Source organism: Streptomyces sp. NPDC096048, assembly GCF_044763415.1.
Taxonomy (GTDB): Bacteria; Actinomycetota; Actinomycetes; order Streptomycetales; family Streptomycetaceae; genus Streptomyces.
Map to the genome: position 1 here is coordinate 14,909 of NZ_JBIWGG010000020.1, position 25,130 is coordinate 40,038.

A 25,130-nucleotide genomic window follows, 5' to 3' on the forward strand; every position below is an offset into this window, starting at 1 on the left:
TCAGTTGCTTCGGCCTGCTCGGCTGGCGACCAGCAGGGCTGCGAAGGCGACCATGGTCAGGACGACCAGGGCCCACACACCGCTTCGGAAGCCGCTTGTACCGCCGGAACCCAGGGTCCAGCCGAGTGCTGCCAGGGCCGGTCCGAGAGTGGTTCCCAGGGTGCGGGCCAGGTTGGTGAGCCCGCCGACGGTACCGGTGTGCGATTCAGGGGTGGCGTCCAGGATCGCGGTCATGTTCGGGGAGTTGAACAGTGCCATCCCGGTGCCCAGCAGCACCATCCGCCAGGCCAGGTCGGCCAGGCCCGCGTCCGCGGCGAGAGTGAGCATCGGAAGGAGAGCCGCAACTGTCAGAGCGCCGCCCCAGGCGGCTACCTGCAGAGGACGGAAGCGGTCGGCCAGCAGCCCGGCCAGCGGCGTGACCAGCGCACTGGTGGCGATGAAGAAGACCAGAGCGGTGCTCAGGAGCCCGGGGCCGCGTTGCATCACGTCGCTGATGAAGAACGGCAAAAGGAAGGTGATCAGTCCGATGACCGAGGCGTTGAGCATCAACGCCAGCGTGGGCCATCCCAGTGGACCGCGGCGCAGGAGCATGAGGACCGGCCGGGAAGTGCCCAGGCGTGTCCATCCCGCGGTCAGAACAAGGGCGAGGACGGCGAGGACTGCCGCCCAGGCAGGGCGCTGTCCGCTCTGCTCGATCACCACCAGCGTGGCGGTGACCGCGGCACCGATCAGCAGCACGTCCCCGGCCAGGGCCTGCCCGGCTCGACCCGGGCCGTCCTTCCCCCGGGCGCGGGCGGGCACGGTGAGCATGCCCAGCACGGCGGCGGCCAGCAGCAGGGGCGCCTTGGCCCAGAACACCGCACGCCATCCGTAGGCGTCGGCCAGCCAGCCGCCGAGGGGGGCGACGGCGATGCTGCCGACCATCATGATCGTGGCGTGGTAGCTCATGGCCCGACCCCGCTGGCCCGGCCGTACGGCCAGGGTCACCACCGGTAGATAGACGGCGAGGTAGGCGGCCGCCGCGATTCCCTGAAGCACCCGGGCGAGAAGGAGCAGCCAGAACTGCGGAGCGGCGGAGGCCAGCACACTTGCGACGGCGACCAGGAGCAGGGACACGGCGAACACGGGCCGGGGATCACTGCGGTCGACCCAGCGGCCGGCGGGCAGGGCCAGTGCGGCCAGGGGCAACTGGTAAGCCAGCAGCACCCACGCCGTCGCACTGCCCGTGACGTCCATGTCAGCGGCGATGAGCGGCAGCGCGAAAGCCGCCATGCTCAGTTCGCTGGCCACCAGCAGCGTGGCCAGCGCCGAGACAGCAACCGTCCCCCACCGCGTATGCCCCGCAGCCGCGCCCTCGCCGGCGTCCGAGCCACCGGTGCCGGCGGCCTTCTTCTCCGGTTCACTGGGGTTGACCATACCCAGAAAGTACAATAATGATGGCAGAAAAGTAATACGTGTATTGCAGATGGGAGAGAGTGCGCGTGACCGCAACGACCGGTACGCCTCGAGGCCGCGTCGCCAAGCGTGAAGCTATCACCAGGGCAGCCCGCGCCGTGTTCGGCCGTGAGGGGTTCACCGCCGCCGGCATCGAGTCCATCGCCGCCGAGGCGGAAGTGTCCACCCGCACCATCTACAACCACTTCACAGGCAAGGAGGAGCTGTTCGCCGCAGTCATCGAAGACAGCTCCACACGAGTGGCCGACGTCCTGGTCGACCTCACCCAGCGGCACCTGGGACCCGTGAGCGAGCAGGGCCGCCTGGAGGCGGCCCTGCTCGCCCTGGCCACGGCCTGGAACAGACCGCGCGCCGAGTTCGCCGACCACTTCGCCGTCGTGCACCGGATGCGAGCCGAGGCCGCACACCTGCCGCACGGCCTGCTCCAGGCGTGGGACCGGTCCGGGCCGCAGCGCACCCAGCGCGAACTCGCCCACCAGCTGCACCGCCTGGCCGACCTCGGTGCCCTGAACGTGGATGATGCCGCCTTGGCGGCCGACCACTTCCTGCTGCTGACCTCCGGCGCGGTCTCCGAGCACAGCCACCATGGCGCCGCGCCGCTGTCCGCCCCGGCCCGCACCGCCCTCATCACCGCCGGGGTGCGGGCCTTCCTCCACGGCTACCAGCCCAAAACGGGTTGCTGAGGAAACAGCAGGTCGGCTACTACAGCAACCGGTCGACGCGACAAGGGGAGCAGGCAGTTGACGACACCTCATCTCGGTGCGCTGAACGAGTTCTGCTGGATGGACGTCAAGACACACGATGTACCGGGCACAGCGGCCTTCTTCTCCGAAGTGCTGAGCTGGCACTTCGCCGTGGACGAAGACGACTGGCGCCGCGCAATCAAGATCTTCGCCGACGGTCATCAGATCGGCGGCGTGAGCGACCTCAGCTCGCCGCTCTACCCGCGGGGCACTCCCGCGCACATCGCCTACTACCTCGCCGTCGACGACATCGACGCCCGCACGGAAGCCGCCACCGCAGCAGGCGCCCAACTCGTGCTCGCGCCGTTCGACGCCGGGGACCTGGGCCGCATCGCCACCCTGATCGATCCCGTCGGCGCGGCCTTCTCGCTGTGGCAGACCGACCCTTCCAACCGATGGTCTCCGTCGGCGCGCGCTCTACAGCGCATGGTCCTGGCCTGCCCCCGCCCCGAGCAGGCCCGCCGCTTCTACCGGGATGTGCTCGGCACAGTCCCCATTTGCGCGGACTTCGTCCCGGTGCAGGGCACCGAGGAGCTCGGACCCCGCTGGGAGCTCGTCGTCTGCGTCGACGATCCGGAAGCCGTGGCCGCCCGGGCACGCGGCCTGGGACACGGGATGCCGGACGGGCAAGACCATGTCGGCGAGCAGCGTCTGACCGGCCCGGACGGTCTGACGTTCCGCATCAGGGCTGGCGCCTCATGAAGCCGCCGTGAAGGCGGCTGCCAGGAGCCGGTGTCGGCGCGCGGTGCCGGTCCGTGGCCGCAGTCAGGCCGAGGCGCCCATGGGGCGTGCGGCGTCAAGCCGGGTGCGCAGGGTCGCGGCGAAGTCTTCGGCGCGGGCCAGCTGGATACGCAGCTCTTCGATCTTGCGCGTGGCGTCCTGCTCATAGGTCCGCACCCGCTCCAGGAGCGTGTCGCGCTCCGTGCCGTCGACCGTGTCGGCATGGTCGAGGCGGTCGGTGGCGTCCAGGAGGTCCCGCATCTGCTCCAGAGTGAAGCCCAGCGGCTTCATACGGCGGATGACCATGAGCCGCTGAACATCGGACTCCGTGTAGAGGCGGAAGCCGCCCTGAGAGCGGGCGGAGGGGATGACCAGGCCGGTCTCCTCGTAGTGCCGGATGGTGCGCAGGGACAGCTCCGTCCGCGCGGCGACCTCGCCGATCTGCATATGCTTGCCGTCCACGCCTATGTCCCTGGCCCTTCTCCTCGTGACGGGCCGCATCCCGGTGCGACCCCATCAACTTCTACTCTAACGTTAGGGTAGAGTTATTGATGGTGAGGGCGGCCCGACCGCTCCGCTACTGCCGTACCGGGGCCGATGGCGCCCCCGGCGAAGATCCGATTCTTGCAGGAGTGAGCGTGCGCGAGCCCATGACGCTGATCGCCGCCGCCTGCCCGCCGTGACCCTTCGCCCCCGGATGTGAGCCGCCGGGCCGCCGTGTGCGCCGCCCCGCCTCGCGTCCGCCCCTTCGACTTCCGGCCCGCTCTGTGGGCCGTCCGCGGGGTGCCGGCCCGGCCTCCGCGCGTCCTTCCCTGCACGCCCCCGGTCTGACGTAGGGGTGTGCCCGAGCACGACAGGTACGCATCCTCTTGTCTTCTGCTGCTGTGACTCCCGCCGCGCGGCTGCGCGGCCTCAAGCCGGACTGGCTGAACAACCCGAAGGTCTGGCGCACCGAGGTCCTGGCCGGCCTGGTCGTCGCCCTGGCGCTTATCCCCGAGGCGATCTCGTTCTCGATCATCGCCGGTGTCGACCCCGCGGTCGGTCTGTTCGCCTCGTTCACCATGGCCGTGGTCATCTCGATCGTCGGCGGTCGACGCGCGATGATCTCCGCCGCCACCGGCGCCATCGCTCTCGTGATCGCCCCGCTGAACCACGAGTACGGCCTGGGCTACCTGATCGCCGCCGTCATCCTCGCCGGCGTCATCCAGGTGATCCTGGGCGCACTCGGAGTGGCGAAGCTGATGCGGTTCGTGCCGCGCTCGGTAATGGTCGGCTTCGTCAACGCGCTCGCGATCCTGATCTTCATGGCCCAGGTCCCCGAAATGCACGACGTGCCCTGGGCGGTGTACCCGCTGATCATCGGTGGCCTCGCGCTGATGGTGTTCTTCCCCAAGGTCACCAAGGTGATCCCGGCCCCGCTCGTCTCGATCGCCATCCTCACCGTCATCACGGTTGCGGCCGGCATCGCGGTTCCGACCGTGGGCGACAAGGGTGCCCTGCCGTCCTCCCTGCCCGTCCCCGGCCTGCCCGACGTGCCGTTCACCCTGGACACCTTGACGACGATCGCCCCCTACGCGTTCGCGATGGCGCTGGTCGGCCTGATGGAGTCGCTGATGACGGCCAAGCTGGTCGACGACATCACCGACACCCACTCCTCCAAGACCCGCGAGTCGATCGGCCAGGGCATCGCCAACATCGTCACCGGCTTCTTCGGCGGCATGGGCGGCTGCGCCATGATCGGCCAGACGATGATCAACGTGAAGGTGTCCGGCGCCCGCACTCGCCTGTCCACCTTCCTCGCCGGCAGCTTCCTGATGGTCCTGTGCATCGCCTTCGGGCCGGTCGTCTCCGACATCCCGATGGCCGCCCTGGTCGCCGTCATGGTCATGGTGTCCTTCGCGACCTTCGACTGGCACTCCATCGCGCCCAAGACCCTCAAGCGGATGCCCGCCGGGGAGATCGCCGTCATGGTCATCACCGTGACCGCGGTGGTCGCCACCCACAACCTCGCCATCGGCGTCGTCATCGGCACGATCACCGCCATGGTCATCTTCGCCAAGCGCGTCGCCCACCTCGCCCATGTCACCGCCGTCACCGACCCCGACGGCACCAGCGTGGTCTACTCCGTCACCGGCGAACTGTTCTTCGCCTCCTCCAACGACCTCGTCGGCCAGTTCGACTACGCCGGCGACCCGGACAAGGTCGTCATCGACCTGTCCGCCGCCCACATCTGGGACGCCCCCTCCGTCGCCGCACTCGACGCCATCGAGACCAAGTACACCCAGCGCGGCAAGACCGTGGAGATCACCGGTCTGAACGACCCCAGCGCCAATCTCCACGGCAAGCTCACCGGTGAACTCACCGGCAGCCACTGACCCCGCGCCGCGCGAACACAGCAGAGGGCCCCGGCCCAACACGCCGGGGTCCTCCCGTCTCGTCCTGGCGCTCTACTCCGGTGAAAGGCCGCGGTAGGTGCCGAAGGTCCACAGGTTGCCCTCCGGGTCCTGCACCGTGCACACGTACACATCAGCGCCCGACCCGAACCGGGTCTCATGCGGCGCTTCGAGAACCACACCTCCGGCGTCGACCACCCGCTGATGTACCGCGTCCACGTCGTCGCTCACCACGTAGACCGCGCTGCTTCCCGCCCGCATCCGCCCGTGCACGCTGTCGGTGTGCCGGGTCGAACCGAACACCAGCGCCCCGCCGCCAGGCCAGCGCAGCTCGACGTGCCCGATCTCGCCATGCTCATCCGGCGCGGCAACCGCCTGCTCGAAGCCCAGCACGCCGACCAGGAAGCGCAACGCCGCCCTCGTGTCGTCGTAGTGCAGCACTGGCCAGACGGAAGACGGGGACGCATCAGGCAACATGCCGCTCATCGTAGATCCGTAAGCCGCTACCTCCCAGAGCCCCGGCCACGGGCGGAACGAGCCGTCCCCTGGTGCCCTGGAGCTCTGATTAGTGCCCGTACAGAGGAAACCGAATAGCGCACGTCCGGGACACTGCCTCTTCACCAGTAGGACGGCGGCGTGGAGGCCGCAGAGTACCGGGTGTGGGTCCGGGCGCCCGAACATGCGCGGCCGGTCGACGGCGTCGACTACGACCAGGTCCCCACCGAGCCGCTTCCGCCGGCTCCGCCGACGTCGGTGGTCCGCGAGGTCCTCGGGGAGCGCCGGCCTTCGGGCTGGGTCCTGGCGAAGGTCCGCGAAGGACGGGGCCCGGCCCGCGGTGTGCTGCACGCGCCGGACTGTGAAGAGGCACCCGAGGGAGCGCCGCTGCTCGATGTGCAGCGGGCTCTGGACGTCGCGGAGAACCCGGGGACGCAGTTGTGCACGCTGTGCGGGTGCGCTCAGGAGCTGACGCCGCTACTGAGCGGCTTCGACCACATCACCGGCTCCTGACCCGACCCGCTGCCGAGGCCGAACGTGAGCGGATCCGCCGGCCTCAGCTTCCGGCCGGTGACGGCGACGCCGCCTGAACTCTCCGAACCCGCCGGGCGCCGCGGCCACCGCTACTCGGTGGTGTGCTCGGGGTCCGGCAGTTGGGGCGGAAAATGGTGCTTCAGGATTTCCACCCACCGGTGCAGGACCACGAAGCCGGTGGTGTCGGCCTGCGCCTGGACCAGCTCGGTCAGGGCGTCGACGAACGGCTGGGCGGGGCTGTCCGACGGCAGGGTTTCGGCAGCCTGCTTCAGCCGCTCGTGCACGGTCGGGTAGAGCTCCTTGGCCCACGCGTCCTGTTCCTTGATGCGCCGGGAGCCTGCCTCCAAGCTGATCTGCATGACGGTCCACTCCGGACAGTCGGAGGTGTGCCAGATCTCGTACGGCGTGCCGCCCGCGACGCGGACGTTCTCCCGCACGGGGGCCCGCTGTGCAGTCCGACGTAAGGCGCTCGGCCGTGATCTTCGGCCGAGCGCCTCCGTGTTCACTCCCCGCTCAAGGACGCCGTCACCCAGCAGCACGCAGGGTCACACCTAACGGATCGGGAGTCAGGACGTGCCCTTGCGGCCGGCGAGTACGGCAAAGACTGCCAGGAGCACTCCACATGCCACGGCGATCGCCCCGAGCACCATCGGAACGGCGTCACCGGTCGCGACTCCCGCGATACATCCGCTCAAACCTCCCACCATCAGAATGATGGAAAAGATCCGCACACCGCGTACAGCGTCCGTCATCGGGGCGTCGCTCGCTGTCATTCTTACGTCACTCCCCTGTAGATGGTCTGGTTGGCGTCTGATTGAACGTCATCCGTAGGTGATGATGTCGGCTCCGTAGTAGCCCGCGACGCCTCCCAACGCACAACTGCCGACCACGGCAGCACCGGCGCCGACCGCGCTGCCAACCCCGGCACCGACCACTCCTCCGACCGCAGCGGCGTACTGGATGGTTCCGGTTGATACGGCTGCACCAATGCCCGACACGCAACCCGCACGACGCCGAAGATTTTACTACCGGTGTCCAGAATGTCTGAGAAGCTGAACAAGCCGGTTGGGTCAGTCCGGTTGACCGGGTCGCCGGCGGCGTAGAGGTAGGGGTTGGTTTCCTGGCCGGAGGGGTCGGGCTGGGTGAAGCGGCCCAGGGCGGGGTCGTAGTAGCGGTGGCCCAACTTGTACAGGCCCGTCGGGTCGGCGTACGCGCCGGCGTAGCGGTACGGCTGGGGGACACACTCCGTCGGCGTCGTGCGCGGCAGGCCGGTGGGGCTGTACGCGTAGGTGTGGGTGCGCTTGCCGGTGGCGTCGGCGAGGCCGAGGACGTTGCCGGTGGCGTCGGTGAGGTAGTAGTAGGACTTCCCCCCAGTCGTCATGGAGTTCAGCGTGCCCGCTGGCTCGCCGATGAACCCGGTACCGACCAAGGTGTACTTTCCCAACTTCCGCGATTCTCACTTCCCCGCCTGCGAGCGCGCTGCACGTATCAGTCCCTGTTTCGGCGTCGAACCGTGTAGACGATCGCCGCGACCGAAACGGCGACAATGAGAAGGAATCCGGTTATGATTACAAGTTCCGCGCCACCCAAATTACCCATAACTCAGACCTTCCATTTTCGGAAACCATGAAGACTCGACATACTCATCCCCGCCAGTCATCATCGCTGGATCTCCACATCTCACCTTTTGAGTGCCTACCCCTGCTTTTCCGTGCGCATGAATGCCCAGAGATTCATACACAGCATTAATATCCCAGCGATTCCGATCATGGAGTAAGCCATACCTCCGAAAATGGCGAACCCTACTACCGAGAAAACGATTAACATCAGGCAGAGAATTACCCCTATCAGCCCTACGATGCGCCGCATAGGTCGACTCACCGCCTCCCCCTCTTGCCGCTTCGATGACAGTCCCAATAGAGGATCAAAGCAACAGAAATGAGGGCGATTATCAGCACATACGGCTCAAAACCATCGGATATTACGTCCCTAGCCAGCATTACAGTCATAACCAGCGCGCCTCTTTCTCATCTGGAGCAGGGGGTGAGCCCCACGGGCCCACCCCCTGACGACTTATGCTGTACTCGACTCCACCCACTCTCCTGCAGCTTCACCAGCTACCACGCAGGCAGTCGTGGCAGCCAGAGCAGCCCCTGCTGTTGCTAGTGCAGCGAGCACTACCCCAGTGCCACAGGTAGCTCCGGTAGCCGCCCCCGCCAGCATTCCCATGCCTTTGAAGTACGCCTTTCGGTAATATCCATCACCTATTGCCTGGCCCATCTCAACACCATCTTTGACTTCGTTGACTTTCCCGTACCAGTCAGCCTCAGTGCTGAGGAAGCCGAGACCTGTGGGGTCAACGTTGTTGATGGGGTCACCCCCGGCGTAGAGATGGGCATTTTCTTCCTGGCCGGAGGGATCGGGTTGGGTGAGGCGGCCGAGAGACGGGTCGTAGTAGCGGTGGCCCATCTTGTACAGACCCGTCGGGTCTGCGTACGCACCCGCGTAGCGGTACGACTGAGGGACGGCCTCGGCGGTGATGCCGCGGGGCAGACCCGTAGGACCGTACGCTTAGCGAAGGGCGCGCACATGTGTTACCCGAGTCTCTGGTTCTTCACCGTGAACCCGAAGGCGATGGGCGCAGAGACGCTGTGACTTCCGTCGTCACGATGAGGCTCGGGGGCGAAATGAGTTTCGAGTCTCTCGTCCACCTCGTGGACGATCACGCCTCCTGCACCTGCAATGTCTTCTCTTCCTACTTTCCGCGCCGTCGCAGGAGGCTTACGGCGAAGAAGACAGCTCCGATGACCACAAGAACGCCGAAGGCGATGCCGAGCCACGGCGGGCCGTCGGGTCCTCCGCCGGGAGCCGCCAGTTCCACTGCATGCATCTCTCGTCCTCTCCTTTACCACGTCTTCTTAATCTTCGCCGAGCATCCCGGCTTGGCACTGTACGAAGTGCTGGCACCAGCCGATGTCTCGCCCTGTGTGCTGACCGATGCACGGTAGTAGCCGGCTGAGCACTCTGCCTCTCCCGTCCAACCGGCGGAGGCGTCACTGGCACTCGCTTCGTACCCTCCGCTCACGCCCGGCGTGCCAGCCCCTGCAGAGACGCTGGGATGGATCGCACCGTCATCGTTGACGCTGACGCCCCCTCCGAGACACGCTCCAAAGGCACAAACCTCTAGGTTCAGGCCCTGAGAGGCCAGGCCGCTGGGGTCGATGCGGTTGACGGGGTCGCCTTCGGCGTAGAGGTAGGGGTTCTTCTCCTGGCCGGAGGGGTCGGGACTGGTGAAGCGGCCGATGTTGGGGTCGTAGTAGCGGGCGGAGTAGTGGTACAGGCCGGTGGGGTCCTGGTAGCCGCCGGCGAAGCGGTAGGGCTGGGGGACCTTTTCGGTGGTGGTGCTGCGCTTCACGCCGCGGGGACTGTAGGCGTAAGTGTTGACCTTGGTGCCGGCCTCGTCGGCGAGCGCGACGACGGAGCCGATCGCGTCGGTGAGGTAGTAGTACGACTTGCCCCCGGTCGTCATGGAGTTCAGCGTGCCCCCGGGTTCCCGGTTGAATCCCATGTCCACGCCGGCCGTTGTTTTGGCGGACAGGCCGAGCGGGCCGTTGTGGAAGAAGGTGTCGCCGAGCTTGATGCGCTCGCTCTGGTCGGTCGAGCCGTACTGGCCGGCGTAGGTCTTGCCGCCGACGGTGATCGACGTCATCTGGCTGTAGTCGGACCACTTCTCGCCGGTACGGGTGCCCTCGGGTGTGGACGCTCCTGCCGTCTCGTTGCCGATCTGGTCGTAGGACCAGTTCGCCGAGGAGCCGTTCTTCGCGGTGATCTGCTGGGCGTCGTTGACCGTGTAGGTGGTGCCGCGCGGGCAACCGGGGTCGACACCCTGGCTGGTGAGGTTGCCGGCCTGGTCGTAGCATTACTGCCAGGAGGAGTTCAGGGCGGTGCCCTTCTCCTCCTTGGCATAGGAGAAGCGGCCGGCGCTGTCGTAGGTGTAGGTGGTCTTCAGGCCGGTGACCGCGTCGGTACGGGTTCTGATCTTCGCGCCGTCCTTGCCTGCGTTCGAGTACGAATAGGCGAGGTCGATCAGGGTGCCCTTGGGCGAGGTGGCCTTGATCTTCTCCGGGCGGCTGGACTTGTCCGGGGTGACCGTCTGGACGGTGCCGCCGGGGTAGGTGGTCGTGGTCCGGAAGCCGTTGGCGTCGTACTTGTACGTGGTGGTCTTGCCGGTCGGGTCCTTCAGCTCGGTGAGCTTGTTGACCTCGTTCCAGGTGTAGTCGGTGACGCCCGCCGGGTCCTGGTAGGTGTCGACGTTGCCGGCCGGGGTGTAGGTGAGCTTGGTCTGCGAGCCGTTCTGCAGCGTGCGGACCGTCTCCCTGGACAGCGGGTCGAACTCGTACTTTGTGACCCCTGTGCCGTCGTCGCGCTGGCGCAGGTTGCCGTCGCCGTCGTAGTGATAGCGCACCGTGGAGTTGGTTGAGGAGACCAGGACGACCCGGTCGCGGTTGTCGTACTCGTACACCGTCTTGATGCCGCGGCCGTCGGTGACCGTTTCGGGGCGGCCGAGGGCGTCGTAGGTGTAGGTGGTGTCGCCCAGCGGGGCGGGCAGGTCGACCTTGGACAGGTTGCCCTTGGCGTCGTAGTCGAACGAGGTGGACACCGTCTTTGTGTCCGACATGGTGGTGGTGACCTTGCAAGTCTGGCCTTCGAAGCCGTCGCAGGTCGGGGTGGCCGGGTTGTAGTCGAAGGACCGCTTCCCGCCCCCGGTGCCTGTGACCGCAACGGACTTGGTGTTGCCGGCGGTGTCGTAGGTGTAGTCGGTCTTCTCGCCGTCAGCGCTGGTGAACGACTTCGGCAGGTCCGCGCCGGCGATGGTCTGATACCCGGTGAGCGACGCGGTCGCGCCGGTGGGCAGCTTGGCCGAGGTGGGGTTGTTACGTCCGTCCCAGCCGTAAGCGGTGACGTTGCCCGCGCCGCCACCGACGCCCATGGCGTCCTCAGCGGTGTCGATGTTGTGGTTGGCGTCGAACGTCCGCTTGCGATAGTGGCCGAGCGCGTCGGTGACCTTGGTGACTCCGCCGTCGGCGTTGTGCTCGTACTTCGTGGCGTGCTGCTCAGGGTCGGTGACCGTCGTCGTCCCGGCTGCCGACGGGTCGCTGGTGGAGTAGGCGTAGGTGTACGTCGGTCCAGTGTGCCCGGCCGCGGCGTCGAACTCGGTGGCGCGCAGCATGGAGCGGACGCGGTTCTCATCGTCGTAGGTGAAGACCGTGACCCGGCCTTCCGGTGTGGTGATCTTCGTCAGGCGGCGTGAGGAGTCGTAGTCGAATACGGTGGACTTGCCGTCGGTGTCGGTGGTCTTGGCCAGGTCTCCGGCGGCGTTGAGGTCGAAGACGGCGGTGCGGCCGGTGTGGTCCTTGGCCTGCCACTGGCTCGCGTCTGTCTTGACCAGGTCGATCCACCGGTCGGAGCGGGTCTCGGTGAGCTTGAAGCCCTTGTGCTCCGTACCCTCGTCGTGCTGGTCGATCGTGATGGTGCCGTGGTTCTTGTCGGTGACCTTGATCAGCGTGCCATGCTCGTTGTAGGTGTCCTTGGACCCGGACTTGCGGTCGGTCAGGGTGTAGGTGCCGTCCGCGTTCTTCTTCAGGTCCTTGGAGTAACCCTTGGACGTGGCGAAGGTACCGTCGGCGTTCTCGGTGAATCGGACGGTGGCGCCGGTGGCGTCGTAGAGGACAACCTCACCGGAGAAGAGCTGGAGGTAGCGCTCGTACTCCTGCCACCACCGCTGGGACACCTTGCCCCAGGGCGCGTCGAAGGAGTTGTACGTCCGCGCCATGCGCAGGGTCTTGCCTACGCCGGTGACCTCGAAGTCGGTCGCGGCGAGCATCAGGTTGCCGGTGGACAGGTTGATCCTCGCCACCAGCGCGTCGGTGATCCGGAAGTCCGACATCTGGTGCCACGGCACCGCGCCCTGGTCGTCCGGAACGTACACCGCCGGAGCGGCGTCGGCCGCCGACGACCGGGACGAGCCCTCCGACTGCTGCGGGACCTCACCGCTGCGGGCACGTTCCTTCTGCTCGGCCCGCCAAGCAGTCTGCTCCTTCGTCGGCTCGGCTTCCGCCTCACCGGGCACCGGCTTCGTCTTTCCGACCTTGACCGGAGGTACCTCGAAGTCGGTCTTCTTGCCCCACACCGACGTCGGACCCGGCTCCGCCGGCTCGGGCGACGGCGCGGCGAACACCGAGGCCGCCGGAACGACCAGCGACAGCGCCGCCAGGGCCGCTATGAGCCCGTAACGCGAGGATCTCCGGGCACGCCGAAACGGCATGCTTCCAGCACGCGAATGCATGAGCTTCCCCCCACAGGAAGTCAGACCCGGCATCCCCAGCGGTCACCAGTGGCACACAAGCTGTCACAAGAAGCACACAAACCGGCGCGGCGTCCCCCTGAACGGCCTTTCCATGCGAGCCGGAATCAGCCCCACCTCTTCTAACGAACAAATAGGGCTATTGCTATGCGAGTTGCCCCTCATATTGGGCTGCATTGATGCTTCTGCAGTCGATTCCGAGGGACACGTTGACCGGAATCCTCCGACCTGACTCATTTCGCGGACGTCTGCGGTCTGTGGCAGTTCTCTTTCGGCCAGATTCAGACCTGCTTTCTGAGCTGTCGGACAGTCCTTCCCGGGCGTCCTCGCCGGTCATGTCGGGGTAACGGCTGGCCGGGAAGTCGTCTCAGAGCGTGTGGTGGACATGAGGCGGTCCCACGCGCTCGGCTTCACGGGATGCACACTTGCGGCGCCCTGCATGCGTGGTCCCCCAGCCCGCGGCAACCGTCCCTGCTGTGAAGGACGTCCACCGATGAACGCGTTGGGCAGACGCATGCCCTGCTCCCGCTCCACCCGTCGATGCTGCTCTGTTCCGTATCGGCTCGCGCTCGCCGTCCAGTGGGCCGGCCGCCTGCTGTGCTGGAGCCTCGCGGCCGGCATGACCACGGCCGCGCTCGACCTCTTCCTCGACCCCCAAGCACCATGGTGGCGCACCGTCTGGCCGCTGCCCTGGTACCTCACCTGCCTGTCCACCCTGGCCTGGACCGTCCTGCGCGCCTGCGAGAAGGCCTCGCAGCGCCCGCCCGACGAGGACACTCTCCCGGAGCACTGGGACCAGGCGGCGTAGGGGCGGTCGGCCGTACACACGAAGCCGAGAAGTACCGCCGTCCGAACGGCCAGGGCCGGCTGCCGAACTCCGCCCGCCGACGGCGCCGCGCATCTCAGCTCAAAGGCGACGGGCGGCGCGGGGGCGGAACCGCCCGCAGCAGCTCCCACAGCGGACTGGAGCCCGACGCCCACACGGCGAGCGTCTGGCGGTCGACGACGTGCAGCCGCTGCTGCCTGGCGAAGGCCACAGCCGGGCCGGTCACCCGGCCGTTGGTGACGATCACTGCGACGTCGGCCCCGTGCACCTGCCGGGCCGTCCCGTTGAGCACCTGCAGATCCGGCGTGCCCACCGCCGAGCCCTGGGCGCCGTTGCGGCGGTGCTTGCACTGGATCACCCAGCGCCTCCCGAACGGATCCGTGGCCTTCACATCCGCGCCCAAGTCCCCGCGACCGCCGACCCGCTGAGCATCCCGGCAGCCGTCTCGCCGCATCAGGTCTCGTATCGCGTCCTCGAACCTGGCATGGTGCAGTGCGTCCAGCTGCGGCAGCCCATAGCGCAGGCCCTGCGCCCGCACGGCCTCCCACTGGGCCCGCTGCTGCCGGTTGTAGAGCCATCCGACGCCCGCCAGCACGGCGAGCACCAGGACCACGACAAGAACCCACCAGTGCGTCAACACCCAGTTGACCACCATCATGACCAGGCCGATGGCAGCAGCCGCCACCACGGCGAAGACGATCAGCTGCGCGTCCGGCTGCTGCTGCCATCGGCTGGGCCGCCTCGTACGCCGCCGCGCCGGCGGCCGGCGCCGGGTCACCGCTCCCACCGGATCGGGTAGGACACCGTGGGACGTGGCTCCGGTGCAGCGGGAGCGCTGTCGAACCGGATCGGGTACTGGACCGTGGAATGCGGCTGCGGAGCCCCGTCAGCCCCCGCAGAGACGTTGCTGTTGCCCAGGCCGACCACGGCCAAGGCCACCAAACCGAAGATCATCGTTTCCCGTTTCGCCCCCGGAGCCCACCGCGAATGTCCGCGAACCGGAGTCCCGTCAGAGCGCACGTACGGCCGCACCCAAGGCATACAAGCCCTCCCCCTCGTAACAACTCCCCGCACAACCGCTCATGCTGACAGGAGCCACTGACAACGCGTCAGCACATCACCACCAGGCGTGATCAAGGAAGGAGAGAACAGGCCAGGTCAGGGAAGACGCGGGGCCCTGCCCCGCACCCCGGCCACCCTGCGGAGGGGGTGCGGGGGGCAGCATTTTGGGTGCGGGTCGTCGGTGGTGGAGATGGTGGTGGAGTCGTGGTGCGGCCCCCTCGTCGGACGGCACCCGGAGGGCACCACGCCGCCCGCCGGCCGTCCAGGACACCCAAGGGCGCCGCTTCGCGGTCGGGCAAGCCCGATCCCGGACAGCCGACGAACGACGCGGCAGGGCTACGCCTGCCGCCCAACGAGGGAACCACCCCACTCGGCACAGGCCCAGGGCAAACCCCGCCGGAGCAAGGCCGGGCGCCGCATAGGGGACCGCGCTGGGCAAGATGCGCCAGGTGAACCGGATCGTCAACGCCGTCTCAACAGGCGGGCCTACCAGTCTCGTCTCGCCCCTGTTCACGTCCCCTTGAGCTCGGCGCGGGCCTGCTGCAGCTGTTCGACGGAGACGGCGCCGGAGTCCGGCAGGCCGACCTCGGCCCACGCGGCCTGTGCACGGGGGACGGCACCGCCGGCGTCGTCGAGCAGGATCTTCTTCGCCAGGTTCACGGCGATGGCACCGTCGCCCAGATCCATCAGATGGGCGAGCATGCGCACGCTCTTGGTCGCGGAGGCCTTCTCGTTGTACCGGAAGACCAGCACCCATCGGCCTTGCAGGCTGCGGGCACGCTCGATGAGGTCGCGGCCGCAGTCGGTCTCCTGCTGCTCGGTGCGGATGTGCTCGGTCTCCCCGGCCGGTGAGCGCAGGGTGAGCAGGCCCCGGCGGCTGGACTCCTCGATCTCGACGTTCTCCAGGAACGCCACGAACCGCGAGGCCCTCTCCAACCGGTCGATGTCCTGCGCAGCCTGCTGGGCGATCAGGTGCAGGTCGACGGTCAGAGCGTGCACCCGGCGGCCCCAGGACGGTTCCTCTCCTACGGGGCAGGGGCCGGCGGCCTGTGCGGCTGCGATGACAAGGCTGTAGTCCACGCCTCCATCATGACGGCCGCCACCGACAACTCCCGGTTTTCATGCCGCGTTCCGGTGGAGGGACGGGCGCCCAAGGCCTGCCGCCCAACTGCCGTCGCGTGCCGGCCTGCACCAGTTCGGGCCGCGGTACATGTCGCGGTGATGAAGTGCCGCGCAGCTCCGACGCGAAGGCTGGCGGCCGACACTCCGTCCGCTGCACGAGAGACGGCCGGTGTGATCACTATCGCGTTTGAGGGCGAAGCCCCGGCTCAGCCCGCCACCCGGCTGAAGGCCGGTCAGCCGGGGCCGATAACTGCCTTTCCGCAGGCCCTACTTGTGCCTAGTGTCCTGCACTCGTGACGTTATTCGTACACGCGTCGCATTTTCCTACAGGGAAGGACATGCGCTTTCGTGTCTCCATACAGACAACAAGCGCCACGGCGCAGGGCACGCTTCGCGACCGGGGTCGCGCTGCTCCTGGTCGCCGAGACCGCGCTCGTGGCCGGGGCCTCGCTGCCGGCCGGCGCGGCACCCGCCGCGGAGCCCGTTGATCGCAAGAGCGTCCAGCCGTCGAAGGACGAGGTCCTCGAGTCGGACATCGCGTGGGCAGCCGAGCATGCGAAGGGCTCTAAGGCGTGGGCGATCACCCAGGCGAAGAAGACCAGGAAGAAGGTGGTGGTCACGGACGAGACGACGGCCACCACCTACACCGTCGCCAACCCCGACGGCACGCTGACCACCGAACTCACGACCGGCCCCGAGCGGGTGTGGCGTGACGGGAAGTGGCACAAGGTCGACGTCACCCTCACCGCGGGCGCGGACGGAGCGGTACGGGCGAAGAACCATCCCGAGGGGCTGCGCCTGGCCGGGAAGACCGGCAAGGCGCCAGCGTCGCTGAGCGCCGCACAGAAGGCGGCTCCGAAGGACCTGGTCACGCTCGGCAGCGGAGAGCAGGCGGTGACCCTGCAGTGGAAGGGGGGCCTGCCGAAGCCGGAGATCGACGGCACGATCGCCCGGTACAACGATGCCGTGCCCGGCGCGGACGTGATCGTCGAGGCGACCCGTACCGGCTTCGAGCAGTTCGTCGAGATCGCGCGGAAGCCGAGCGCCGACCGCTATTCGTACACGCTGCCGGTCAAGGCCAAGGGCCTGATCGCGAAGGCCAACGAGGACGGTTCGGTGTCCTTCACCGACGCCAAGACGGGCGAGACCCGGGCGACGATGCCCGCCCCCGTCATGTGGGACGCCTCCGTCGACCAGCGGTCCGGGAAGCACGAGAACCGGGCCCGCGTCGGGATGAAGGTCGTCAACAAGGGCCAGGGCGTCGTGGACCTCGTAGTCACCCCCGATGCCGATTTCCTCTCCGATCCGGGAACGCAGTACCCGGTGACGGTGGACCCGTCGACCTCGGCTCTGGGGAACCTGTTCGACACCTACGTCCAGCGCGGTGAGACGGTCGACTGGTCCGGCGACACCGAACTCGACCTCGGCAACCCCGGCACCAAGAACGGCGACGGCACCTACCGCACGGCCCGTTCCTTCATCACCTGGAACACGGCGCCGATCGCGGACGCACTGGTGTCCAAGGCGACCCTGTCCCTGTGGAACTTCCACTCGGGCAACACCGACTGCAGCGCGCAGCCGTGGGAGGTGTGGACGGCGAGCAATGCCAGCACCTCGAGCCGGTGGACGAACCAGCCCGTCATGGACGCGAAGTACGCGACCTCCACCGCCACGCGCGGCAACCCGGGCTGCACGGCCACCGACGGGTGGATCACCGCCGATGTGACCACCCTGGCCCAGTACTGGGCGGGCAAGCAGTGGGGCCATGCCGGTATGGGGGTGCGCGCCTCCAGCGAGTCCGACCTCCACGAGTGGAAGCGCGTCAACTCGGCCAACAACGCGGCCAACCAGCCGAAGCTGACGGTCACCTACAACTACCGGCCCTCGGACGGCACCAACCGGCAGGCCGGTGCGCCGTTCAGGTCCTACGCCGGAGTGTGGGCGGTCAACACCACCACCCCGACCCTGCGGGACACGTTCACCGACCAGGACGGCGACCAGGTCAACGGGACCTTCCAGGTCTACGACGCCGCCACCAACACCCCCATCACCACGCCCCTCGGTGAAGGACTGCTCCTTTCACCGTATGGGGACCAGGGCAAACCCGTGTCCGTGACCGTGCCCGCCGGCCAGCTCAAGGACGGCCGGACGTACAAATTCCGCACCAACGCGTACGACGGCGCCCACTACAACCTCAACTGGTCCTCCTGGACCCAGTTCGTCGTCGACACCACGGCGCCGGGTGAGCCGACGGACATCACTTCGGCCACCTATCCGGAGGGCTGGGGCGGAGGCGGGGGCGGTATCGCAGGCACCTTCGACGTCATCACTGGTGCCGCTGACGCTTACCAGGTGCAGTACCGCCTCGACCCGTTCGAGGACGACGCCCCCGAATACGGCTGGTCCTCCGTGCGGACAACCAGCGGCTTCACGAGGGCGGTGGCTCCGGACGCGTCGTACGCGGTGACGCCCGCGGTGGACGGCAACCACGTGGTACAGACCCGCACCGTGGACCGGGCCGCGAACGTGGGTCCGATCAAGGACTACGGGTTCACCGCTGGGAGCCGGGACTACAACCGCGCCCCAAAGGTCGACATCAAGCTGCCGCAGCCGGACCTGAACGCTGCCGCTCCGGGCCAGACCGAGGAGCCGCACCCGATCAGGTCGCGCTATGTGCCGCCGCAGACGATCCGGAGCGCGGACGGCGGCAACGCGAACATGAAGATGACGCTGCTGGACCATGCGTCGCCGCTGGCGACGAAGCTGGCCGCCAGGCAACGCAACGCCTTCGCCCCCAGCATGCCCGACCCGGTGGTGGACAAGCCGTGGTGCCGCCCTGCCGCAAACGGTGCGCCGCAGGAGTCGCTGATGACGCGCACCGAGGCATGCATGTTCTGGAGGCTGGAGATCACATGGCATGCGGTGGACATCCCGGGCGCCCCGAAGGTCAACTACGAGACGGACTTCGAGTTCCAGTACCAGGTGAAGGTCGACAAGAAGGGCGACACGATCAAGACTTGGACGCAGGTCACGCCGTTGAAGAACACCTTCCCCGACGGGGATCGGTCGGTGCTGTTCGGCGCCGGGAACCCCGAGGCGATGCTGGAATCGATGTGCTACAGCAAGGCGTGTGACAACGGCGCCGGCAGCCAGGACATCGACTTCTACGGCACGTTGGACTGGGACGGCGGCATGACCGGCTCGATCCCCAACGACACGCACATCGCGACCGGTACCGCCACCCACAAGTGGAACGGCGACGTCAACGACGCCTCCGGCACCAAGGACGCGGATCTGTCGATCGACATGCCGACGTACCTGGTGTACAACGCCGAGTCCGACATCCCTCCGCCGCCGTTCGGCGGTAAGAAGCGCGAGTGGGAGGACTACCCGCCGGCCCGCTTCAGCTGGCAGATTGACGTACGGTGCGACAAGGTGCCGTCCAACGGCACGCCGGGCTGCGTCCTGGCCGAGTACGTGCCCGAGTACACCATCCACGCGGCGAAGTACCCGGCAGCGGCAGCGCATATCTGGCTGATCCAGAACAAGTCCAAGCCGTCCAACGGCCTGGGCGCAAGCTGGCAGAAGCCGCTGCACTACCACCCCGGGCACTACTCCAACGGTGACCCGCGTGTGGCCTCGGGCTGGGACAAGGAAGCCTCCCGCAAGGTGATGTGCGCCAAGACTCAAGTCAAGCGCGCCGACGGGTGGACTCCGAAGAAGCTGTTCCTCAACCATCCGAAGACGGCGATGCACCCGGAGATCCAGAGCGGACCGAACCCGGACCAGATCTCCTGCGACGAGTTCCCCTTCGCGGCGACCTACGAGTCCCCGGGCCTGCCGAAGGACAAGGGCGGGCAGATGCCCGCCGGTAAGAACGGCGGCGGCGAGTGCATCCAGACCGTAGCGGCCAAAACCGACGACGGCAGCGACCACCTGCTGGACGACACCCGCTACGACGCGCCCACCTGGGATGAGACCTGCGGGCGGTCCTCGATGTCGAAGTACATCAACTCCGGCGCGATGAGTAGCTTCGGCAACACCTTCGCACCCGGAATGCGGCTGCTGGACCAGGACGAGTACTGGGTCAACCCCGGCAGCACTCCCGGCATGAGCTGGTTCAACGGATGCAGCACCTCCACCCCGGAGGTGATCTGCACCATGAGCAAACCCTGATAAGGGAGCCGCTATGAGGCTTGGGGGCCCTGTCAATCCGGCAGGGTCCCCGGGTCCAGCGGCAGGATCAATGGATGGGTGTCCAGTGTGGCAACGCTTCGTCCAGCAGCGGCGCTTCGTGCTGCTCCCAGATCAGGCACCCCCACACCACGCCCGGCACATTTGGGCCCATCGCGTCGGCCGGACCGTCGGTCAGCGTGCGGTACACCGCCTCCAGGTAGGCGGCGATCGACGGGTACGCGGCCTTCTGCCCGACGCCGGGCAAGCTGTCCAAGGACCACCGGCCCACGCCGATGTCTCCCGCCCAGTGCCCGGACTCGGGCCCTGCCTCATCGCCGGTCAGCCACGGCACCACCGGGGCACCACCCCACCAGTCGGTGCCGGTATGGTCCGGCAGCCGGGGCCGCAGCGCGTCTAACGGGGACATGACCACCCCACCGGGCAGGAACGCCCCCGAGCCGACTTCGCCCTCCTCGTCACCCGCGATCTCCTGGTGCTCCACGCCACCGCATATCCGCCACAGCGCGGCCAGCTCGGTGGGAAGCGAGAATCCCAGGTGCTGCCTCAGTGCCGCGTCAGCCTCCTCGAGGGCCATTTCCGGTGCGCCGGGCAGCAGCGATGCGTATGAGACCGGCGCGTTCACCTTCAGCCAGGCAGTGAGGCGACTCCAAGCCGTTTCTATATTCCGTTGATCGCTCATCCCACCAACCTAGCGCCGGGTCAAGGGAGACAGTGACCCTGCGGTGTGGCAGCCCGGGCCGCCTGCCCCAGCTGGCCACCAAGTACCGCAGAACTCAGAATGCCGGGAGCAGGCGGGGCCCGGGTGCCTTGGGGGACGTCGCCGTCCCCGTCCATCAGCGTTCTCTCGCCCGCGATTCGGTGTTGGCCCGTTCGAGTTCTCGGATGAGGGCCTGTTCGTCCTGACCGTGTACCGCCTTCTCGAGGCTGTGATCGTCTTTGCGGGAGAAGCGCTCACCGCGGGCAACGTCATCCTTGCTCAGGGTGCGTCCGCACCATTCTCCTTGTCCGACGGTGTGGTGGTCGAAGGGGACGGCTGCGCCTTCTCCGAGGACTGCCCACTGGCCGGAGGTCCATCGAAGGGCGAGGAGGTAGGTGTGGCCGGGTTCCAGGCGGGAAGCTGCCGCGGTCGTTCTCTTGGTGCGCTTGCCGTTGTCGCGGTAGACGTTCCAGCCGGCACTCACCATGGCGAAGTCCTTCCCGATCTGCTGGCGAGGGCGTGGGGAAGACCAGAGGAGCTTGTCCGTGTGGAACGTCACCGCTCGGTCGGTCCGGTACTGGATGGCACCCTTGGCGAAGTCGCGCCGGTTGGTGTCCTGTTCGGCTGTCGGTGTGGCCACGACGACGTGATCGGCGTTGGTGGTCCAGTCCGCCGCCGTCCGGGAGGGGAGGCTGTCGCTGGGCATTCCGCAGCCGACCACCGTGTCGAGGCCGCCGTGGCCGACCAAAACGCTGGCGGCAACTCCTGCCAGGGCCAGGAATGCGGCGACGGGACCGCTCGGCAGGCGGTCGGCGACTATCGTTCGCACGTCTACCAGGACTCCTGAGCTGGGGCGAGGGCGGAGACGGTGGTGTAGGCGGCTTCGGCGCGGCGTGCTGCGGGTGTGTCTTGAGAGGCGTGGGCGAGGAAGGCCTGCGTGGCACCGGTGAAGGTGATGCGTCCCTGCTGCAGCACGGTGACCTGATCGGCTTCCTCCGCGAGGTCGGCGACGTCGTGCGTGGACATGAGTACGCGCACCTCGTCTGTGGCGAGGCCGGTGATCAGGTCGCGGAAGACGCGACGCTGGGTGGGGTCCATGCCGGCGGTCGGTTCGTCCAGGAGGAGAACGCGGGCGCCGTGAACGAGGGCGGAGGCGACGCCGACGCGGCGGAGCTGGCCGCCGGAGAGCTTCTTGGTCTTGACGTCGGCTCGGTCGGCCATGTTGACCCGGTCCAGGGCGGCGAGCGCGGCGTCCCAGGCCTCGGGCTTCTTCATGCCCTTCAGCCAGCCCGTGTAGGCGACCTGCTCGCGTGCGGTCAGACCGGTCATCGGGATGATGGTCTGCGGCATCCAGGCCACCTGCTTGAGGTAGGCGGACTCGCGTGAGGTCAGGTCGCCCATGCGCACGGTCCCCGAGTGGGGCTGGTGCAGGCCGCTGGCGAGTTTGAGAAGGGTGGACTTTCCGGCCCCGTTGGGGCCGAGGAGGACGGTGAAGCCCATGGGGACGGCATAGGTCAGGTCGGTGAGGATCGGCGTGCCGGCGCGTCCGTAGCCGAAGGAGCAGGACTCGAAGCTGATGGACATGACGAACCTTTTCAGAGGCGGCGGAAGCGGACGTGGGCGATGAGTCCGGCGGCGAAGACGAGCAGGCAGAACCCGTATGTGGGGAGGTAGTCCGAGGGGTGGAGGGTGACGGCCCACGGCCAGGGCCGGTTGAAGTCGCGGTATCCGATGAACATCACGGCGAGCACCCAGCGCACCGGCACGGCAGTGGCGGCCTGCTCGTTGCAGGTGCGGGCAACCAGCATGAGACCGGTGAGGAACAGGACGTTCCGGCCCGCCATGGACGCCTCCGGCGATCCGCTGATTCCCCCGGTGAGAAGGCCGGCCGCGAGGGCCGCCACCACGACGGCCGTGATCAGCGCAGCGTCCAGGTGGCGTACCTTGCGCTGGGCTACGGCCTCGATCTCGGCGACTGCCTGGGCGAGGCTGTAGGCGAGCGCGGAGGTGACGACCAGCGGCACCAACTGCATGAGGAAGACGCGGTTGCCGCGGGCGGTGAGGAGGCTCGGCAGCTGAACGTACTGGTCGTGCGCCACCACGACCAGCACCGCGAACGCGACCAGCGCCGGGCCAAGGGCGGCCTGGACCCGGCGGGCCTTGAACCAGAGTGTCACGCGGTGGCCTCCTGCACGAGGCTGCAGGCCTTCTGCTGTTCCTCCTGGAACCACACGCTCTGCTGCTTCGGCGCGAGCCGGGCCGCGTTGTCGGCTCGCTCCTGGACCTTCGCCAGCACGTCGCGGGGGTTCTGGAACGAGCCGCCGTACTCACCACGACGCCAGCCCAGATACGGTTCCTCCGCATCGATGAGCGTGGCAGCCCACAGCATCGCGGCGTCGTGATTGACGATCCAGTCCACCGACTGACCGGGCTGGATGGACGAAGGAAATGCGCAGGGGAACTCCACTGCGGTGAGGAGAACCCCGTAGCGCACCCCGACCATGCCGGGGCCGTTCTTCCCCGCCTGCTGCGACAGCGGCAGCCACCACGCCGACCGAGTCGACGGCTTCTTGTGGCGACCGGTGAGCAGGCTGTCGGAAACCGTCTTCGGCACCGTCACCTGCACTCCGGCCTGACGGAGCGTCCCGAGGGAACGGACGATTTCGCTCCGTACCTGATCCAAGCGGTCCTCGGCACCGCCGGCCTCGGCGATGCACACCCGTGGCGCAGCACCTGCGCACCGGGCGGCAGCGTGGCCGGCACTCACCGGACCGTCCCCGTAGCCCCACCCCGAGGCAGTGTTGGCGCAGAGAACCATGACCACTACCGCTGCGACAGCCGCCCCGGCACCGGCCCCCCGCCGTGCGGCGCGTGAAGCAGGCAGCCACCATACGGCCACAGCCGCAGCCACGGCCGCGGTGAACAGGAACGGGACGAGAAGCGTCAACGGCCGGTACTGCTCACCGAAGTCCAGTGAGGTGTCGGAGGCACCGGACACGTGGCGCAGCCATACGGGGTCCACCTGCCCGGTCTTCGTGATCAGGTAGTACACGAAGACAGCGGACAGCGGCGCGGAGATCAACCGGGGAGTCAGGTGGCCCAGGGCGCAGCCGAGCACCGCCCACGCCACCACGAGTCCCATGCCCATCAGCAGCGGCATGAGGGCCTGCGGTGTGGGCATGAGCCGGGTCTCGACCAGACGCATCACGACCGGCAGGACGAGAACGAGCCAGCCGGCCCCGACCACCGGAGCGAGGGTGTGGGCGGCGACCCGGTAACGGGAGCGCCCCGGAGCCAGGCCCCACACACCGTCACGTTTGAGTCGCCCGCCTTCCCAGACCGCCAGCCCGCAGGTGATGGCGTACGCGAAGGCGTAGAAGTAGAAGAGGGACTGCTCGACCTGCTGGGGTGCCCACAACGGGCCGGCGATGACCTCTTCGTACGGGTCTTCCAGGTGGAGTGCGTGAAAGAAATAGAAGAGGACGATCCCGGCCCAGACGGGCGCGGTCCACACCGCTGGGCTGGTACGCAGACGGGCTCGAAGGTTCAACTGAGGACACCGTTCTCACAAACAGGGACGGGCCGGGAGGCACCGCGCGGTGCCTCCCGGCCTCAACGACGTGGCACTGATGTAGACGCTCAGTCGGCCTTGGTGGTGTCCACGTAGACCTTCTTCACACTGACCAGGGCGCGGGTGTACTGCGACCCGTTGAGGTGGGCGATGGTGAAGTACCGGTTGTCACCGCCGTTGTAGTGCGCGTTCCACTCGCCCTTCGAGGTATAGCCCGAACCCTTGAAGCAGTTCGTGAACGTCTTCGTGCCCATGTCCTTGTCCTGGGCGAAGGGTACGGCCTGCCACAGCTTCACCCCCACGGACTTCCCGGCGGCGCCGGCCATGGTGCAGCCGGTGAACTGGACCTCGGTGTAGTCGTTGTCCGCCCAGTGACGCGACTCCTTCGAGCCCGGCGCCCAGCCCGACAGGCTGCTGGTGAAGTTCCGGGTCTGCATCCCGCCGTCAGTGTCGGAGGGAGCCTGCAGCTCGAACAGCCCCTCCTCGGCCGGGTTGAAGGTGTGCGCGTCCTCGCTCACCGGCGCAGTGTCATCCGCACTCGCGACAGTCACGGTGCCAGTCAGCGCCGCAGCGGTGACAGCAGCGATCAAACCAGCGCGAACCTGGTTCCTGTGCTTGCGCATGTGTTCCCCTCCAGATGATGGTCGTAGCCTCTGCCCCCACGGCAGAAGCCGATACGCCCAGCTCTCGAAGGAGCACGCGAAGTGAGGTCGGCGTGCGCAAAACAGCCGGCACACGGCATGACAAATCCCCCCATGTCGACGGTGTCCCCCGGTCACTGGTCGCTGTGCATAGGAGCGAATTGGTCAGATCCGCCCGGCACGGCGATCATGTTAGCCATGCGCCGTTTGGCGGGAAGGGACTGCTGCACGGATAGGTGATACCTGACCTGGCTTGCTGAGAGGCGGCCTGGAAGGATGTTGCAGTGCCCAAGCCGTATCCGAAGGAGTT

At 67.6% G+C, this 25,130-nt stretch carries 20 protein-coding genes and 2 pseudogenes; 6 read left to right on the plus strand and 16 right to left on the minus strand.

Features of this window, described 5'->3' with window-relative positions; translation table 11 throughout:
* Nucleotides 1-1,416 carry an MFS transporter gene (locus tag ACIQ6R_RS36475; protein ID WP_404226300.1) on the minus strand — a complete coding sequence of 472 codons (1,416 nt, stop codon included), beginning with the start codon at nt 1,414-1,416 and terminating at the stop codon, nt 1-3.
* Between the two features lie 65 nt (nt 1,417-1,481).
* Between ACIQ6R_RS36475 and ACIQ6R_RS36480 the strand changes: the two genes are divergently transcribed.
* Together ACIQ6R_RS36480 and ACIQ6R_RS36485 are read left to right on the plus strand one after the other, a co-directional pair.
* On the plus strand, nt 1,482-2,138 hold the full coding sequence (locus ACIQ6R_RS36480; protein ID WP_404226302.1) for a TetR/AcrR family transcriptional regulator: 657 nt from the start codon (nt 1,482-1,484) through the stop codon (nt 2,136-2,138).
* Between the two features lie 57 nt (nt 2,139-2,195).
* Nucleotides 2,196-2,900: a VOC family protein gene (locus tag ACIQ6R_RS36485; protein WP_404226304.1), complete on the plus strand. Its 705-nt coding sequence runs from the start codon at nt 2,196-2,198 to the stop codon at nt 2,898-2,900.
* 63 nt (nt 2,901-2,963) lie between these two features.
* Here ACIQ6R_RS36485 and ACIQ6R_RS36490 read toward each other — a convergent pair whose 3' ends face one another.
* Nucleotides 2,964-3,380, minus strand: coding sequence for a MerR family transcriptional regulator (locus tag ACIQ6R_RS36490; RefSeq protein WP_404226306.1), 417 nt, complete (start codon nt 3,378-3,380; stop codon nt 2,964-2,966).
* A 407-nt stretch (nt 3,381-3,787) separates the two neighbouring features.
* Here ACIQ6R_RS36490 and ACIQ6R_RS36495 point away from each other — a divergent pair, with 407 nt between their 5' ends.
* Nucleotides 3,788-5,293 carry a SulP family inorganic anion transporter gene (locus tag ACIQ6R_RS36495; protein ID WP_404226308.1) on the plus strand — a complete coding sequence of 502 codons (1,506 nt, stop codon included), beginning with the start codon at nt 3,788-3,790 and terminating at the stop codon, nt 5,291-5,293.
* Between the two features lie 72 nt (nt 5,294-5,365).
* On the opposite strand, the gene ACIQ6R_RS36500 is transcribed toward ACIQ6R_RS36495, so the two are convergent.
* Nucleotides 5,366-5,752, minus strand: a complete 387-nt coding sequence (locus ACIQ6R_RS36500) for a VOC family protein (RefSeq protein WP_404226310.1) — start codon at nt 5,750-5,752, stop codon at nt 5,366-5,368.
* Between the two features lie 186 nt (nt 5,753-5,938).
* Between ACIQ6R_RS36500 and ACIQ6R_RS36505 the strand changes: the two are divergent.
* A pseudogene (locus ACIQ6R_RS36505) lies at nt 5,939-6,319 on the plus strand (DUF6233 domain-containing protein); the annotation flags it as partial.
* A gap of 110 nt (nt 6,320-6,429) precedes the next feature.
* Here ACIQ6R_RS36505 and ACIQ6R_RS36510 read toward each other — a convergent pair.
* The 5 genes and pseudogenes from ACIQ6R_RS36510 to ACIQ6R_RS36530 all read right to left on the minus strand — a co-directional run bounded on the left by ACIQ6R_RS36510 (nt 6,430) and on the right by ACIQ6R_RS36530 (nt 12,665).
* Nucleotides 6,430-6,777, minus strand: coding sequence for a hypothetical protein (locus tag ACIQ6R_RS36510; protein ID WP_404226312.1), 348 nt, complete (start codon nt 6,775-6,777; stop codon nt 6,430-6,432).
* Nucleotides 6,778-7,115: 338 nt separating this feature from the next.
* Nucleotides 7,116-7,784: an RHS repeat-associated core domain-containing protein gene (locus tag ACIQ6R_RS36515; RefSeq protein WP_404226314.1), complete on the minus strand. Its 669-nt coding sequence runs from the start codon at nt 7,782-7,784 to the stop codon at nt 7,116-7,118.
* A 629-nt stretch (nt 7,785-8,413) separates the two neighbouring features.
* Nucleotides 8,414-8,893, minus strand: a complete 480-nt coding sequence (locus ACIQ6R_RS36520) for an RHS repeat-associated core domain-containing protein (protein WP_404226337.1) — start codon at nt 8,891-8,893, stop codon at nt 8,414-8,416.
* 202 nt (nt 8,894-9,095) lie between these two features.
* Nucleotides 9,096-9,230: a hypothetical protein gene (locus ACIQ6R_RS36525; RefSeq protein WP_404226315.1), complete on the minus strand. Its 135-nt coding sequence runs from the start codon at nt 9,228-9,230 to the stop codon at nt 9,096-9,098.
* 15 nt (nt 9,231-9,245) lie between these two features.
* A pseudogene (locus ACIQ6R_RS36530) lies at nt 9,246-12,665 on the minus strand (RHS repeat-associated core domain-containing protein).
* 532 nt (nt 12,666-13,197) lie between these two features.
* Between ACIQ6R_RS36530 and ACIQ6R_RS36535 the strand changes: the two are divergent.
* The gene (locus ACIQ6R_RS36535; protein ID WP_404226317.1) at nt 13,198-13,512 is read left to right on the plus strand and encodes a hypothetical protein; all 315 of its coding nucleotides are present in this window, start codon (nt 13,198-13,200) and stop codon (nt 13,510-13,512) included.
* A 94-nt stretch (nt 13,513-13,606) separates the two neighbouring features.
* Here the strand turns inward: ACIQ6R_RS36535 and ACIQ6R_RS36540 are convergent, their stop codons facing one another.
* Complete coding sequence (locus tag ACIQ6R_RS36540; RefSeq protein WP_404226319.1) at nt 13,607-14,308, minus strand: restriction endonuclease; 702 nt, start codon at nt 14,306-14,308, stop codon at nt 13,607-13,609.
* Nucleotides 14,309-15,102: 794 nt separating this feature from the next.
* Nucleotides 15,103-15,672, minus strand: a complete 570-nt coding sequence (locus ACIQ6R_RS36545) for a hypothetical protein (protein ID WP_404226320.1) — start codon at nt 15,670-15,672, stop codon at nt 15,103-15,105.
* A gap of 390 nt (nt 15,673-16,062) precedes the next feature.
* Between ACIQ6R_RS36545 and ACIQ6R_RS36550 the strand changes: the two genes are divergently transcribed.
* Nucleotides 16,063-19,890 carry a DNRLRE domain-containing protein gene (locus ACIQ6R_RS36550; RefSeq protein ID WP_404226322.1) on the plus strand — a complete coding sequence of 1,276 codons (3,828 nt, stop codon included), beginning with the start codon at nt 16,063-16,065 and terminating at the stop codon, nt 19,888-19,890.
* Nucleotides 19,891-19,957: 67 nt separating this feature from the next.
* Here ACIQ6R_RS36550 and ACIQ6R_RS36555 read toward each other — a convergent pair whose 3' ends face one another.
* The 6 genes from ACIQ6R_RS36555 to ACIQ6R_RS36580 all read right to left on the minus strand — a co-directional run bounded on the left by ACIQ6R_RS36555 (nt 19,958) and on the right by ACIQ6R_RS36580 (nt 24,697).
* A complete protein-coding gene (locus ACIQ6R_RS36555) occupies nt 19,958-20,590 on the minus strand; it encodes a hypothetical protein (RefSeq protein WP_404226323.1) in 633 nt (210 codons plus the stop codon).
* A 154-nt stretch (nt 20,591-20,744) separates the two neighbouring features.
* Nucleotides 20,745-21,437, minus strand: a complete 693-nt coding sequence (locus ACIQ6R_RS36560; protein WP_404226325.1) for a hypothetical protein — start codon at nt 21,435-21,437, stop codon at nt 20,745-20,747.
* Nucleotides 21,438-21,439: 2 nt separating this feature from the next.
* The gene (locus tag ACIQ6R_RS36565; RefSeq protein WP_403563002.1) at nt 21,440-22,192 is read right to left on the minus strand and encodes an ABC transporter ATP-binding protein; all 753 of its coding nucleotides are present in this window, start codon (nt 22,190-22,192) and stop codon (nt 21,440-21,442) included.
* 11 nt (nt 22,193-22,203) lie between these two features.
* Complete coding sequence (locus tag ACIQ6R_RS36570) at nt 22,204-22,785, minus strand: hypothetical protein (RefSeq protein WP_404226326.1); 582 nt, start codon at nt 22,783-22,785, stop codon at nt 22,204-22,206.
* Entirely contained in the window at nt 22,782-24,122 is a 1,341-nt protein-coding gene (locus tag ACIQ6R_RS36575; RefSeq protein ID WP_404226328.1) for a hypothetical protein, read from the minus strand. The genes ACIQ6R_RS36570 and ACIQ6R_RS36575 overlap by 4 nt, the downstream gene beginning before the upstream one ends.
* 125 nt (nt 24,123-24,247) lie before the next feature.
* A complete protein-coding gene (locus ACIQ6R_RS36580; protein WP_404226331.1) occupies nt 24,248-24,697 on the minus strand; it encodes a hypothetical protein in 450 nt (149 codons plus the stop codon).
* Nucleotides 24,698-25,130 lie beyond the last annotated feature (433 nt).

Coding starts and splice junctions, on each gene's coding strand:
- ACIQ6R_RS36475 (WP_404226300.1), bottom strand. CDS start 1,416: ATGGTCAACCCCAGTGAACCGGAGAAGAAGGCCGCCGGCACCGGTGGC.
- ACIQ6R_RS36525 (WP_404226315.1), bottom strand. CDS start 9,230: ATGCATGCAGTGGAACTGGCGGCTCCCGGCGGAGGACCCGACGGCCCG.
- ACIQ6R_RS36535 (WP_404226317.1), top strand. CDS start 13,198: ATGAACGCGTTGGGCAGACGCATGCCCTGCTCCCGCTCCACCCGTCGA.
- ACIQ6R_RS36555 (WP_404226323.1), bottom strand. CDS start 20,590: ATGAGCGATCAACGGAATATAGAAACGGCTTGGAGTCGCCTCACTGCC.
- ACIQ6R_RS36565 (WP_403563002.1), bottom strand. CDS start 22,192: ATGTCCATCAGCTTCGAGTCCTGCTCCTTCGGCTACGGACGCGCCGGC.